The sequence below is a fragment of the Chitinophaga barathri genome (assembly GCF_003807585.1).
Lineage (GTDB): Bacteria > Bacteroidota > Bacteroidia > Chitinophagales > Chitinophagaceae > Chitinophaga > Chitinophaga barathri.
This window is the reverse complement of sequence record NZ_RMBX01000005.1, coordinates 359515-373920: the sequence shown is the minus strand read 5'-3', so window position 1 is coordinate 373920 and position 14406 is coordinate 359515. Positions and strand designations below refer to the sequence as shown.

At 51.0% G+C, this 14406-nt stretch carries 14 protein-coding genes; 10 read left to right on the top strand and 4 right to left on the bottom strand.

From position 1 onward, the window contains the following. The first annotated feature begins 8 nt into the window (after positions 1-8). The gene (locus EG028_RS11390) at positions 9-1424 is read left to right on the top strand and encodes an alpha-L-fucosidase (protein WP_120516400.1); all 1416 of its coding nucleotides are present in this window, start codon (positions 9-11) and stop codon (positions 1422-1424) included. A gap of 188 nt (positions 1425-1612) precedes the next feature. On the opposite strand, the gene EG028_RS11385 is transcribed toward EG028_RS11390, so the two are convergent. From EG028_RS11385 to EG028_RS11375, 3 genes are read right to left on the bottom strand one after another with little or no spacing between them, the layout of a single operon-like run. Next, positions 1613-1810 carry a hypothetical protein gene (locus EG028_RS11385; protein WP_123864641.1) on the bottom strand — a complete coding sequence of 66 codons (198 nt, stop codon included), beginning with the start codon at positions 1808-1810 and terminating at the stop codon, positions 1613-1615. A gap of 53 nt (positions 1811-1863) precedes the next feature. Then, positions 1864-2682, bottom strand: coding sequence for a hypothetical protein (locus tag EG028_RS11380; protein WP_120516402.1), 819 nt, complete (start codon positions 2680-2682; stop codon positions 1864-1866). A gap of 27 nt (positions 2683-2709) precedes the next feature. After that, the gene (locus EG028_RS11375) at positions 2710-3741 is read right to left on the bottom strand and encodes a LacI family DNA-binding transcriptional regulator (RefSeq protein ID WP_120516403.1); all 1032 of its coding nucleotides are present in this window, start codon (positions 3739-3741) and stop codon (positions 2710-2712) included. 64 nt (positions 3742-3805) lie between these two features. Between EG028_RS11375 and EG028_RS11370 the strand changes: the two genes are divergently transcribed. Further along, positions 3806-4369 carry an HPP family protein gene (locus tag EG028_RS11370; protein WP_120516404.1) on the top strand — a complete coding sequence of 188 codons (564 nt, stop codon included), beginning with the start codon at positions 3806-3808 and terminating at the stop codon, positions 4367-4369. Between the two features lie 166 nt (positions 4370-4535). Here EG028_RS11370 and EG028_RS11365 read toward each other — a convergent pair whose 3' ends face one another. Beyond that, positions 4536-7097: a zinc-dependent metalloprotease gene (locus EG028_RS11365; RefSeq protein WP_120516405.1), complete on the bottom strand. Its 2562-nt coding sequence runs from the start codon at positions 7095-7097 to the stop codon at positions 4536-4538. A 602-nt stretch (positions 7098-7699) separates the two neighbouring features. On the opposite strand from EG028_RS11365, the gene EG028_RS11360 reads away from it, so the two are divergent. The 8 genes from EG028_RS11360 to EG028_RS11325 all read left to right on the top strand — a co-directional run bounded on the left by EG028_RS11360 (position 7700) and on the right by EG028_RS11325 (position 14380). Further along, positions 7700-8533, top strand: coding sequence for a MotA/TolQ/ExbB proton channel family protein (locus tag EG028_RS11360; RefSeq protein WP_241559101.1), 834 nt, complete (start codon positions 7700-7702; stop codon positions 8531-8533). A gap of 72 nt (positions 8534-8605) precedes the next feature. Further along, positions 8606-9253 carry an ExbD/TolR family protein gene (locus tag EG028_RS11355; protein WP_120516407.1) on the top strand — a complete coding sequence of 216 codons (648 nt, stop codon included), beginning with the start codon at positions 8606-8608 and terminating at the stop codon, positions 9251-9253. A gap of 53 nt (positions 9254-9306) precedes the next feature. After that, entirely contained in the window at positions 9307-9894 is a 588-nt protein-coding gene (locus tag EG028_RS11350; RefSeq protein WP_120516408.1) for an ExbD/TolR family protein, read from the top strand. 48 nt (positions 9895-9942) lie between these two features. Then, positions 9943-10779, top strand: a complete 837-nt coding sequence (locus tag EG028_RS11345) for an energy transducer TonB (RefSeq protein ID WP_120516409.1) — start codon at positions 9943-9945, stop codon at positions 10777-10779. A gap of 79 nt (positions 10780-10858) precedes the next feature. After that, positions 10859-12241 carry a tRNA uridine-5-carboxymethylaminomethyl(34) synthesis GTPase MnmE gene (gene mnmE / locus EG028_RS11340; protein WP_120516410.1) on the top strand — a complete coding sequence of 461 codons (1383 nt, stop codon included), beginning with the start codon at positions 10859-10861 and terminating at the stop codon, positions 12239-12241. 267 nt (positions 12242-12508) lie between these two features. After that, positions 12509-12904 (top strand): helix-turn-helix transcriptional regulator, encoded by a 396-nt coding sequence (locus EG028_RS11335; RefSeq protein ID WP_120516411.1) that lies wholly within the window; start codon positions 12509-12511, stop codon positions 12902-12904. Then, on the top strand, positions 12901-14028 hold the full coding sequence (locus EG028_RS11330; RefSeq protein ID WP_120516412.1) for a tyrosine-type recombinase/integrase: 1128 nt from the start codon (positions 12901-12903) through the stop codon (positions 14026-14028). The genes EG028_RS11335 and EG028_RS11330 overlap by 4 nt, the downstream gene beginning before the upstream one ends. 4 nt (positions 14029-14032) lie before the next feature. Then, complete coding sequence (locus EG028_RS11325; RefSeq protein WP_120516413.1) at positions 14033-14380, top strand: helix-turn-helix domain-containing protein; 348 nt, start codon at positions 14033-14035, stop codon at positions 14378-14380. Positions 14381-14406 lie beyond the last annotated feature (26 nt).

Below are 14406 nucleotides of genomic sequence, written 5' to 3'. Positions count from 1 at the left end.
GAACGATCATGAAAAAAATCATTTTAGCAGCCTGCATGTTGGCCGCTCTTGGCGCCCAGGCGCAGAACGAGCCGTACGTGAAAGAAACAGACCCTCTCGTGCTGCGGAAGCTGGACGAGTGGCAGGACTGGAAGTTCGGCCTCATGATGCACTGGGGTACCTATTCCCAGTGGGGTGTAGTGGAATCGTGGAGCATTTGCCCGGAAGACGAAGGATGGACGCAACGCAAGCCCGCAGGCATTCCCTATTACGAATACGTGCAGAAATACGAAGCCCTGGCGAAGACCTTCAATCCTGTGAAGTTCGACCCCGCCAAATGGGCCGCCGCCGCAAAAAGGGCCGGTATGAAATACATGGTGTTCACCACCAAACATCATGACGGTTTTAATATGTTTGACACCAAACAGTCCGATTATAAGATCACTTCGCCAAACGTGCCTTTCAGCAAAGATCCGCGCGCGGACGTGACCAAAGAGACATTCAACGCTTTCCGCAAGGAAGGCATTCACATCGGCGCATATTTTTCAAAACCGGACTGGCATGTGGATTCTTACTGGTGGAGTTATTTCCCGCCGAAGGACCGCAACCCCAGCTACGAGATCGCTAAATATCCCGAACGCTGGAAGTCGTTCCAGGACTTCACTTACAAACAGATCGAGGAACTGATGACGGGTTACGGCAAAGTGGACATCCTCTGGCTGGATGGCGGCTGGGTGCGCCCGCTGAGTATGCAGACGAAAGAATCCCTGAGCTGGAGCAAAACGCCCCCGCAGGACCAGGACATCAATATGGCCGGCATTACCGCGATGGCGCGTAAGAACCAGCCCGGCCTGATCGTGGTGGACAGGAGCGTGCATGGCCCCTTTGAGAACTACCGCACGCCTGAGCAATCCATCCCCGACAAACCGCTGGATTATCCCTGGGAAACCTGCATGACCATGGCGGGTTCCTGGAGCTACGTACCCAATGACCAGTACAAACCCGTGAATAAAATACTGCACAACCTGGTGGACATTGTGGCCAAAGGAGGCAACTACCTGCTGAACGTAGGCCCCGGCCCTGACGGCGCCTGGCACGACGAAGCCTACCGTAAACTGGACAGCATCGGCGCCTGGATGAACACAAACGGCGAAGCCATTTACGGCACCCGTTACATTGCCCCCTACAAAAACGGCAAAGTGTGTTTCACCCAGAAAAAGGACGGAAGCGCCATTTATGCCATCTATCTGCTGGATGCCGGGGAGCAACTCCCGTCTGTGATCAGTTTTGCCGGTATTTCGCCTAAAAAGGGCGCTAAAATGGAATTGCTGGGTTACAAAGGGAAGCTGAGCTGGAAACAGGAAGGGGAGAACGTGGATATCCGCCTGCCCGGCGCCGCGCTGAAACGCCAGTGGGCGGACGCGGTGGCTATCCGGATACAATAAACCTATAAACTATTGATAATGAAGGCCGTTCTGCAAAGGATGGCCTTTTTTGTGCCCGGCCAGGCTACTGACATCCTGCTGACATCCTTCGGTGATCCTTCGGTGGTGTTCGGTCGTGGTACGGGTTTGAGGGTGTTTAACCGAAGGATGACCGAAGGATCACCGAACGGTCACCGAAGGTTTGGCGCTTATAAAGCCTTTGTTGTGAGCCATACAGCAAAGCTGACGACTACTATTCCTATGCTCCCGTTGAGATAACCGTCGTCTTTGAGCAGTTGCCTGAAAGGTTTTCTGCCAAGCAGGAATACCCAGCGGATAGCTGCCCCTGGATAATGAAACAGGATCAGCAGAACGGTTTCAATGATAATATTCCAGATCGTCTCCATTGAAATAAAAAAGGCGCCGGTTAAAGCGCCTTTAAAGATATTGGAATGCCTGGTTATTTCCCCGCATCTTTCACCCACTGCCCGAAATTGAGCGATACGCCCATGGTGACGGACACCGGCTGGAAATATTCGTTCACTTCATACCCGCTGTAGGTTTCGTCGTTCATGGGCACGGAGAACATCAGTTGGCCGAACCATTTCACGTAGCGGTAACCCACTTTTACGGTAAAGGCCGGTTCAAAGAAGGGAGTCAGTTTGTCGCTGAGGCGCTGGAAGTTCATCCGGCGGTTTTCGTCATTTTCAAATACGTTTGCGCCCATGGACTGCCCGTAGAACTTTACCAGGGAAAAACGGGTGGCGAAGGAAGCCTCCACTACTTTATGGCTCAGGCCGAAGGCGGGCTGGACAAAAAACTTGTTGAACTGTGTGCGCAGGGTATAACCGTCCCTGGGGGTACCGTCGGGGGCGGAGGTATAGTTGCCGTCCAGCGTTTTGAAAGAGCCGTTGCCGTAACCGGCGTATACGTCAAATACCGCGCGTTTTTTAGTGTCTACCGGTTTAAAGAACCCGATACCGCCTTCGATGATGCCGCCGCGGGTGTTCCTGTCCACGAACAGATCGTCATCGTTGTTGTCGCCGTCGCTGTCAAAAAAGATGGCGCGGTTCACATACTGGCCATTCACCATTATGCCGATGTTGTCGGTAATGGCGTAGGCGGCCTGCCAGTTGGAAAGGGAAAGATTGGCTTTGAATTCGTTTTTTTCCTTCAGCAGCGGGGCGTTCACCTGGTTGGGAACGTAGATGTCCCGGCTGCAGGAAACCAGGCACAGGATGACCAGTACCGGGATGATGGTGCGGATAAGTTTTTTCATAAAGTTGTTGTAGGTTTTAAATAAGAACTACAGCAGAGATGATTCCCTTGGAATAAGCTCTACTTCAAATACGTAATTCCGGGTGATCTTGATCTTATCTTCTTTGTTAATCAGCTGCACCATTGTTTCTACCGCTTTTTCGCCCATCCGGTAACCGCTCTGTTCGATGGTGGTGAGCGAGGGGCTGATAATACGGCTGGACAGGTCGTTGGAATAACCTACCACCTTTACCTGTTCGGGTACTTTGATACCTTTGCGGCGTGCTTCCTGGATAAAAGCGACGGCGGAACTGTCGTTTGCGGCAAAGAGCCCGTCAGGCAGCTTGTCCAATGCAAAGATCTGGCGCGCGGCTTCGGCGCCGGCGTCCAGGGTGAGGTTGTGAACGTAGATCAGGGAATCGTCGTAGGGGATCTTGTATTTGGCTAATGCCGCTTTGTAACCTGCCAGGCGTTGCTGGTAAAGATTGCAGGTAAGCTGGCCGGAGAAATGCGCGATACGTTTGCAGCCTTGTTTGATGAGGTGCTCGGTGGCCAGGAATCCGCCTTTAAAATCGTCTCCTGTGATGGAATACCCCGGGAAGTCGATAGGCACGCGGTCGTAAAATACCAGCGGGATGTTGTTGCGGATAAATGGCGAAAAATGATCGAAGTTGGTCGTGAACATGGAGGCTACGGCCAGCAGGCCGTCCACCCTGAGGGAAAAGAAGGTGTGCACCAGTTCTTTTTCCATGGCCACCGTTTCGTCCGACTGGCCGATCACGATGCTGAAGCCGTATTTATGGGCTTCGTGCTGGATACCGCTGATGGCGGTGCTTTGAAAGTACATGCTCGTTCTGGGCACGATGAGACCCAGGATGTTGGAACGTTTTTTACGGAGGCTGGAAGCGATCCAGTTGGGTACATAGCCCATTTCGGCGGCAGTGTCCTGCACCTTTAAACGGGTTTCCTCGTTGATCAGCGGGTTATTCTGCAATGCGCGGCTGACGGTGGATGCGCTGAGCCCCAATGCCTGTGCTATGTCGTAGATCGTTATCTTATTGGTGTTTTGACGTTCTTTCACGTTGAGGCATGTAGATTTAGGGCGATATTAAGAAAATTTATTGATAGGTGTATTTTTGCATCCCATGAAGCATCGCATTAAACGGACTTACAGGATAGCGCGTTATGTAATATACCGCGAAACATTGGTAGACAAGAAAGATATGGCCTGGTCTTTTCTCGGGGCCTTACTGGGCGTAGGCCTGATAGGATCGCTGAACCATTTTTACCTGCCCGCGAGGGACAACCTCTTTGTGCTGGGCTCTTTCGGGGCGTCCGCCGTGCTCATTTACGGCCATACCCAAAGCCCGCTGGCGCAGCCCCGCAATGTGATCGGCGGGCATGTGCTGAGCGCGATTACAGGGGTTACCATGTGTATGCTCATCCCGAACCCGGACTGGGAGTGGCTGGCCGGGGCGCTGGCCGTAGCCTGTTCTATAGTTGTCATGCAGATGACAAAGACCGTACACCCGCCCGGCGGGGCCACCGCTTTGCTGGCCGTAGCCGGCAGCCAGAAGATCAGGGCGCTGGGGTACCTGTATGTGCTGAGCCCGGTGGCTACCGGTGTGTTCCTGCTGATACTGGTGGCTTTTATCGTGAACAACATCCCCGGGAACCGCAATTATCCCGCAAACGGGAAATGGTGGTGACAGTGCGCAGATACAATGCATAACAAGCCGGTATTTTTACACTGTACTTTTATTAGTATAGGGTAAATAACAGGCCCGCCCGATCCCGGGCGGGCCTTTCTTATTAAAAAACCGCCCCGGCATTGCTGCGGGGGCGGTTTTGTTTTATACAGTGTAAATGCGTTCCTTATTTAGGATCCAGCGCCGTGGTGATACGGTCTGCCAGGTCCTGCAGGTGGTAGCGGCTCATAGCGTCCGGTGCGCCCGCGGCTGCGCTGCGTGCTTCGGTGCGGATGGCTGCGAGCTGTGCGCGGGCAAGGCTCGTTACGTCCGTCCGGGTAGGATTGGGGACCGTAACGGCAAAAGCAAGGGACATGCCGCTCAGGTCCGGCATACTGAGCAGCCCGGTCAGGCTTTTCACGTAAGCTTTCTGCAGGTTCCTTCTGTAAATGTCGATCGGTTTGCGGGTAGCCAGCTCGGAGAATACGCCTTTCCTCAGATCGTTCATATAATCCGCTGCTTTGTAGGAGTCGGACTCCATGGCTTCGGCGTTCAGCAGTTTGTTCAGCGTGGCTGCGCTCAGCAGGCGGCCGAGTACGGCTTCCTGGCGGCCCAGGATGAGGGTGGGCGCGTCCGCCTTGATCCTGGTCAGGATGTCTTTGTTGATCAGCCAGGTAGGGGTGGTGAACAGTTGTGCCTGGAGGAAACTTACCGCTTCTTTCTGTTTGGCTTTCGGCACGATTTCATAAATGGCGCCGTTTTGCTCAACCGTTTTCGGTGTTTCGTAGATACCGCCCACGTTTTTGGCCACGTGGCCCATGTAGCGGGTATACTGGCCCAGTACTTCGCCGTACAGCTCGCCCAGGGTGGCATAACCTTCATTTTCGGTACGGGTCCAGGCCATGAGGTTAGGCATGATGCGCTGGAGGTTTTTGATACCGTAACCGCTGGCTTTCATGGCGTCGTCGCCAAGGTCTTCGTTCTGGCTGCGGGGATCGTCAGGGTTTGATTCGGTGCCGAACCAGTACTTTTTATCCTGCATTTTGGCGATCACCCATTTGTTGAGGGTGCTCTTTTCGGAATTTTCATCGGTGCCGGGGATGGCTTTATAACCCCATTCGATCGCCCATTTGTCGTAATGATTGATGCGGGGGTAAAGGTCTGCGCCGGTGATGCCGTCTCCGGGCTGCGCGATATAGTTAAAACGGGCGTAGTCCATGATGGAAGCCGCGTGGCCGTTTTCTTTGATCCAGTTCTTGTCGCGCAGTTTTTCAACCGGGTACGCGGAGCTGGAGCCGAAGTTGTGGCGCAGGCCGAGGGTGTGGCCCACTTCATGGGAAGATACGAAGCGGATCAGTTCGCCCATCAGCTCATCGTCGAAGGTCATTTTACGGGCGCGCTCATCGTTTGGCGCGGCCTGGATGAAGTACCAGTTGCGCAGGAGGCGCATTACGTTGTGATACCAGTTGATGTGGCTTTCCAGGATCTCGCCGGAGCGGGGATCGTGTACGTGCGGGCCGGAGGCGTTGGGCACATCGGAAGGTTTGTATACGATAGCGGAGTAACGGGCGTCCTCAAGGCTCCAGGTGGAGTCTTCCTGTTTGGTAGGCGCCATTTTAGCGTAGATGGCGTTTTTGAAACCGGCCTGCTCGAAAGCGCCCTGCCAGTCGTTCACACCCTGGATGAGGTATTTACGCCATTTGGCGGGGGTAGCGGGATCAATATAAAATACGATGGGTTTTTTAGGTTCCACGAGTTCTCCTTTTTTCCATTTCTCCACGTCTTCGGCCTTGGGCTCAAGGCGCCAGCGGGTCACCATGGTGAGGCGTTTTACGCCCTGGGGGTCCGCATCGAAGTCTGTAAGGCTGGTTGCGAAGAAACCAACGCGGGGGTCGAAGTAGCGCGGCTGCATGGGCACTTCAGGCAGCAGTACCAGGGAGCTGTTCAGCTCGAGGGTAGCAAATCCGCCGCCGGTGGGGGGCATGCCGGGCATGGGAGAGGAGCCGGATTTTGAGTAAGTTTTAACGGTCTGTATCTCCACGTTGCCCGGGTAGGAGCGTACGTCCTGGATATAGGATTTGTCCGCCTGGGGAGGGCCCAGTTTGAGCATACCTTTCAGGCCGCTGTCGAAGAACAGGATATCGTTATCGCCGCTGATATAGTCGGTGAAGTCCAGAACGGAGCCGTTGTTGTCTTTGGAGAAGGCTTTCACGTCGAAAGAAGCAACGATGGGCTGGATGTTGGAGTTCAGTACGGAAATGTACATGGGCTGGGTGGAGTCTTTAGAACGCTCGGCAAAGGAGATGTTCTTCAGGAAGACGCGGTTGTTGGGTCCTTTTTCGAAGCGGATCACGTTTTCGTTGATCTGGTCGCCACCGAAGCCGAACATTCCCACGCGCATGCCTGCGGCAGCTTTGGACATACGGTTTACCACGAGGATGTCCCTTCCGATCAGTTTGTCCGGGATCTCTACGAAGAACTTATCGTCCTGTTTGTAGATGTTGAACATACCGGAGTCCGCTTTCGCTTTGGGAGTGATGAACTCCGTGAACTTTTTGGGAGCGGGTTTGGGTGGTCCGCCCGCGGGAGGTCCGGCGGGTTTGGTAGAGTCTTTGGCAGGAGCTGTGGCGGCGGGTTTAGATTTGTCGTCTTTTTTCTTTCTCTGTGCCCCGGCGGTATAGGGGGTGAACGTGCATGCGGCGCAGATAAGGCCTGCGACCGCAGCCGTTAATTTGCTCGGTAAATACATTGGTTGTTGGTGGTTTTATTGATTTGTAAAGGAATTATTGTAAACAAAGAAAGGGATAAGTGTTAAATTAACAGATAAAAATCCATAAATGTGCAAAAGAGGGGTAGGAACGGAAAGAAAAAGCTGTAAATTGCCGGGAACGGATGTGAGAACACTAATTGCCATGCCAACGACCGAAACTCCACGCTAGTGAAGGTAGCCCGCGTTTAAGCAATGAATTAAATTTTTGTTGGAACATTTGAAAATTTTCTTAAATTGTGCGTCCAACTTTGAAAAAATATCAATCGATTCCCTTAACAGTGAGGGCCTGGTTGGAAGAGGACAGAACTAGTTATATTATTTGTTTTACTTATTTAAGTGTTTGCTCAATAAATGTGAAAGGTGGAAACGCTCTGTTGACGGGGCTTTGAGGTGCATGGTTAAATTTCTTGGGTGACACTTGTTTTTTTGAGGAAGGCTTATAACTTTGCGAATCACTGATTATAAGCTGGTTATTTTTGTGAGTTTGAGAAAAAATGCGATCTAAATCTTAATTACTAACAAACAAACAGTTTAATTTTTAACACTAAAATTCAATCAACATGGCTGAGACTAAAACAACTGTGACTGCAGCTGCTGCCAAAACATCCTCTCATCAGGCCAAGAAGTCTTCCAACTTATTTGCGATCCTGGCTGTGCCCATTTGTATTGTCATCGGGTACGTTTTTTATGCTTTCGTATTAGGAAATGCTGCGAATTTCCAAGGCGGCAATCCTGAGAATCACCCGGTTGAAGCAGGTATCGGCAAATGGTTTGGTACTGTACACAAAGGCGGTGCAATCGTGCCTATTCTGATCTCTACCCTGTTGATCTGCCTCACTTTCGTAATTGAGCGTTTCCTGTACCTGGCAAAAGCCAAAGGTAAATTCAGTGGTTCTGAGCTGGTACGTAAAGTACAGTATCACCTGGCTAACAAAAATGTTGACGCTGCTCTCGCTGAGTGCGACAAACAGAAAGGTTCTGTAGGTAACGTACTGAAAGCAGGTCTGAAAAAGTACAAAGAAATGATCTCCAACGTTGAGCTGGACACGGATCAGAAGATCCTGACCATCAAAAACGAGATCGAAGAAACCACTGCGCTGGAACTGCCGATGATGGAAAAGAACCTGGTGTTCCTGTCCACTATCGCTTCCGTAGCTACCCTGCTCGGCCTGTTCGGTACAGTACTCGGGATGATCAAGGCGTTCTCCGCGATGTCTTCCAGCGGTGCACCTGACTCTGCTGCGCTGGCACTTGGTATCTCTGAGGCGTTGATTAACACCGCTTTAGGTATCGGTACTTCCGCTGTAGCGATCGTTATGTACAACTACTTCACTACCAATATCGATAGCATCACTTACGCTATTGACGAATCTGGCTTTACTTTGACACAGTCTTTCGCTGCCAACCACAAATAATTTCGTAAATTATAGTGTGGAATCTGCGGAGAATTGAATCTAATTAAGTGAACCAAATAAAAGGAGAGTAAGATGCCAAAGGTAAAAATGCCCAGGAAAAGCACCCTCATCGACATGACTGCGATGTGTGATGTGGCCTTCCTGCTGCTGACCTTCTTCATGCTGGCGACCAAGTTTAAGCCGGACGAGCCGGTGGCTGTGGTTACTCCGTCCTCTATCAACACGCAATTACTGCCGGATTCCGACGTGATTTTGCTGACGGTAGACAAGGATGGCAGGGTTTTCTTCAGCATGGACGGTCAGCCCAAAAGAAAACAACTGATCGAGGACCTGAATACCAACTTTAAACTTGGTCTCGGCCCTGCTGAAATCAGGAATTTTACGATCGGTTCCAGCGTTGGCTCGGATTTTAAGAACCTGAAACAGGTACTGAACCTGTCAGCGGACCAGCGTAAGAATTCCAAAGTTGAAACGGGTATCCCGATGGACTCTACCAACAATGAGCTCGCCATCTGGATCGAATATGCCCGTTCCGCCCAGGGAAACAACAACAAGCTGAAATATTGCATCAAAGCTGACAACGAAACGCCTTACCCGGTGATCAAAAGGATCCTGGATACCTTCAAAGAGAAGAAGATCCAGAAGCTGAACCTGGTGACCAACCTGGAATCCAAACCGGCGGGTTCCGCAGCTGCAATATTTGAAGCCGAGCACCAGTAATGGCTGCAGGCGAACAGTAAACAACATTAACAGACCAAAAAAAATTTGCTACCATGGCTGAAATGGATACCAGTAGTAAGGGCGGTGGTAAACACGATAGTGGAACGAAATCGAAAAAGCTTTCCACCCGTGTAGACATGACTCCGATGGTGGATCTGGGATTCCTCCTGATCACCTTCTTCATGTTGACTACCACCATGTCTAAGCCCAAGACCATGGATCTGATCATGCCCAAGGATACTGAGAAGCAGGAAGAGCAGAACAAAGTGAAGGAAAGTACCGCTCTCACGATCCTCCTTGGCAAAAAGAACCAGGTATACTACTACGAGGGATTGGCTCAAGACCCCAATGCCTCCAGTAACCCGGACTTCTTTAAAGCAACATCGTTTGCCAATACCGGCGGCATCCGCGACGTGATCATCAAGAAGCGCGATGAAGTAGCCAGGCTGCGTAACTTTAAGGGAGAGCCCGAAGATGTGGTTGTGATCATCAAGGCAGATGATGGCGCCACTTATCAGAACTTTGTAGATTTATTGGATGAAATGGCTATCAACCGTATCCAGCGTTATGCAACGGTGGATATCAGCGACCAGGACAAGCAATGGATCAAATCCACTGAAGCCTCCAACGGCATTCAGTAGGATTTATGGAAAAACTAATTTTTTGCATCCATCAATAAACATGTAACAATGGATTCAGCTAAAATCCTTAAGTCCGACTTTCTTGACATCCTGTTTGAAGACAGGAACAAGAACTACGGCGCTTATGAACTTCGCAAGAAGTACGACCAGCGCGTGCGGAACTCCATTCTGGGTACAGCTGCATTGGCCTTGTTGATCGTCGGTAGCTATCTGATTTATCTGAATCTGAAGGGCAGCGACGCAGACAAGAACACTAAGCCTGTAATCGAGGATATTAAACTGGAGGACGTGAAGTTGCCGGATGATCCGAAAACTCCGCCGCCGCCTCCGCCGCCGCCCGCACCACCGCCGCCCGTGAAACCTTCAGTGCAGTTCACGCCGCCGGTGATCAAAAAAGATGAAGAAGTAAAAGCCGAAGAAGAACTGGTGAAACTCGACGAGATCAAGGATAAAGCCGTATCTACCAAAACGGTGGAAGGCGATCCTAACGGTATCGACCCGGGTCTGATCAACGATTCCAAAGGTTCCGGCGTAGTAGATGCTCCGCCCCCGCCCCCGAAAGAGGAAATCTTCACCTTCGTGGAGCAGCCTCCTACCTTCCCGGGTGGTGACGATGCACTCAACAAGTTCCTGAGCAATAACATCCGTTATCCGCATCTGGCAACTGAAAACGGCATCTCCGGTACAGTATTCGTATCCTTTGTGGTTGACTCAGAAGGTCAGATCAAGGATGTGAAAACCGTAGGCGCACCCAAAGGTGGCGGTCTTGAAGAAGAAGCCATCCGCGTGGTGAAAAAAATGCCGAAGTGGAAACCCGGTAAACAGAACGGACGCCAGGTATCTGTGCAGTTCAACCTGCCGATCCGCTTTACCCTCCAAGAGTAGTATTTAGTCTCAAGCTAGTATGAAATATTAAGTTCCCCCGGCAGTCCGCCGGGGGAATTTTTTTATTTAATTTTGGCCCATGATAGGAAAGTTAGGCGGTCATGACGATACCATTGTTGCCATCGCTACAGCCCCGGGGGTAGGTGCCATAGCCGTAATAAGGCTCAGCGGCGCGGCGGCCATCAGCATTACGGACAAGTTATTCCCCTCCAAAGACCTTATTGCACAGCCCAGCCATACCCTCCACTTCGGAGGGCTGCATTTCCAGGGCCGGGTGATAGACGAGGTGGTGGTGAGCCTTTTCCGCGCCCCGCGCTCCTATACCGGTGAAGAGGTTGTGGAGATATCCTGCCACGGCTCTCCCTACATCCAGCAGCAGATCGTGGAAGCCTGCATCGCTTCCGGCGCCCGGCTGGCCAGGCCCGGTGAATTCACCCAGCGCGCATTCCTCAACGGCAAACTGGACCTCACCCAGGCCGAATCCGTAGCAGACCTCATCGCCAGCAACACGGCAGCCAGCCATCAAACCGCGCTCCAGCAAATGCGCGGCGGCTTCTCCCGCGAACTGCAGGCCCTGCGCGAGCAGCTGATCCGGTTCTCCGCCCTCATCGAACTGGAGCTGGACTTCAGCCAGGAAGACGTAGAGTTTGCCGACCGCACCGCGCTTTACACACTCGTGAACGAATCGCTGACAGAGGTAGAAAAACTGGTTACTTCCTTCAAAGTAGGCAATGTGATCAAAAACGGCGTAAACACCGCGATTATCGGCCGCCCCAATGCCGGTAAATCGACGCTCCTCAATACACTTTTGAACGAAAACAGGGCCATCGTAAGCGAGATAGCCGGCACTACCCGCGATACCATCGAAGAAATACTCAACATCGGCGGCATCCTGTTCCGCCTGATAGACACCGCGGGCATCCGCGAAAGCACGGACACGATCGAAAGCATCGGCGTGCGGAAGTCTCTCGAAAAAATGCGCGAAGCCGGGATCGTCATCTATCTTTTTGACGTATCGGAATTATCAGTGGATGATGTGCTGCACCAGGTACATGAATTTGATAAAGAAGGAATTTCGTACCTGCTGGTCGGGAACAAAACGGACGTCCTGGGCGCCGAAGAAACCCGCGCCAAATTCGCGATGATACCCGGTATCATTTTTATCTCCGCCCGCGACCATGCACAGATCGGCGCGCTCAAAGATCAACTGGTATACCAGGTAATGGGCGGCGCGGTAAACACCGAAAACACGATCATTACCAATGTACGCCATTACTCCGCTTTACAGGAAGTGTACACTTCTCTCCGCGATGTGAAAGGCGGGATGGATGCGGGACTGCCGGGAGATCTGCTGGCGCTGGATATACGCAGGTGTTTGCATTATCTCGCGGATATTGCGGGGGAGGTGACGAATGAGGATAGGTTAGATTTTATATTTTCGAAGTTTTGTATCGGGAAGTAAGCCCTTTCTTTTAATTGCATATAGTTTTCTATAATTACCTAACGTAATGCTTATCAGTACTGCATTCTGAATGATTCTCTATTTTTTCCATTGATTTATTTTTTTGTTGGACAGTATTCCCGTAGTTTAGTATCAAGATACTGAGGTACAAACTACGTAGGGGAAATAGGGAAATAATGGCAGTATTTGACAGTTTAAGGCAGTATTAGGCGGTAAAAGGCATTTTCGGACAGTTTGAACCAGCATCTTTCGCTTAAAATTTTATCCATGAGCAGCAATTTGAGGATTAAGAAAGTTTGTGAGCATTGCAACGAAATTTTTGTCGCGCAAAAAACGACGACGAAATATTGTTCGCTGAATTGTGCACGGCGGAATTACAAACTGCGTGAGAAGAAAGAACGGATCAAGAAAGCAACGGACGGCGTGAAGGAACGGCTGGTGCAGACTTCCATGAGAGAAAAGCCTGCGGAGGCTGCTGTCAGTCAAGAGGCGGGCGATCTGATCGATATAAAGAAACTGGCTGAAGTGACCAGCATCAGCGAACGCACGCTGTTCAGGCTGATAAAAGAACCTGGCTTCCCGAAGATGAAAGTGGGGCGCAGTCTTCTTTTTCACCGGGAAACCGTTGTCAAATATCTCGTCACCAAATTCAGTAACGTATGAGAGGGACATTGAGGAAGAAGCCGCTGAAGAACGGGCGGTTGAGCCTTTACATCGATTATTACCCTTCCGTATGGAACCCGCATACGAAGCAGTACACGCGGCGCGAATTCCTGAACCTGTATATTCATGCCAATCCTGTTTCATCGCTGGAAGTGCAGGAGAACAAGCTGTTCATGGAGATAGCGGAGAAGATATACCTGAAGCGCATGAAGGCGCTCATGCTGGACGCAAATGGCATCTTCAACAAAGACGCACTGGAAGCTGATTTTTACTTGTATGCACTCAACTTTATACGCGGCAAGCAGAAAGAGAAAGTAGATACCAATCATTACGAAACCGCTGTGAAATACCTGAAAAAGTGGGTAGGTGATTTTCTTCCGTTCCGGCATATCGATGAAGAATTCATGAAGAAGTTTAAATTCTTCCTGCTGTCCACGGAATCGCTGAAATCCGCATCCATCAAGCTCAATCAAAACTCCGCCGCATCATACTATGACAAGTTCGCGCTGATCGTACAGACTGCTTTCCTTGATAAGTATCTGCCGGAAGATTATACGCTGCGTGTGCCGCGCATCAGTAACGTAGATTCACCGCGTGACATCATCGACGATGAAGAACTGCGCCTGCTGATGGAAACGCTGATTGATGATGATACTGTTTTCCGCTCTTCGCTCTTTGCATTGTTGACCGGCTTCAGGTTCAGCGCCATCAAGATCATTAAGTGGGGTGACCTGCATCATTCTGCCTCGCTGGATTCGTGGTACTTCCACATTATCGATCCAAAGCCGGAACGTTCGTTTAAACATTACATCAGCCAGCAGGCGGTGAACATCTTGGGGAAGCCAGGTGAGAAAGATGCGTTGATCTTCCCGGACCTGAATTATCACCGTACCCGCAGTAAGCTGAAGGATTGGTTTGCCCGCGCGGGCGTTCACGATAAAGCGAAGTTCCATAACTGGCGGCATCGCTACGCCACCGACCTCATCGAGAAAGGAGAAGACATCTACATCGTCAGCAAAATGCTGAATCACAAACACGTTAAGACTACGCAGATTTACGCCCAGGTGCCGGACACGAACAAGGTGAAAGCCGCTGCCAAGGCTCGTTATAACATGAAAAACTGAGGATATGAGTGTTACAGCTTTTGAACAACGTTTGGAAAACATGGAATCAGACATCCGCCGTGTGAAGGAAATGCTGGCGGAGCTGCTGGAATGGGCACGCAACGCATCGAAGCCGCATCTGGAGGAAAGCATCATGTCCGCCCGCGAAGTCGCGGACTTTCTCCGGCTCGACATCAACATCATTTACAGCAAATGTTCGCGGGGAGAAATACCATTCTTTAAGGTAGGCAAGCTGTACAAATTCAGGAAGTCGGAAATTCTGCGGTGGATGGCGCAGCAGGATAAGGACAGTGGTTTTTCGGTAGACGATTATGTGACCAGATATTTGCAGGAAAATAACCTGAGGGGATAAACGAGGGAATTTTGTCCGAAGGGCCA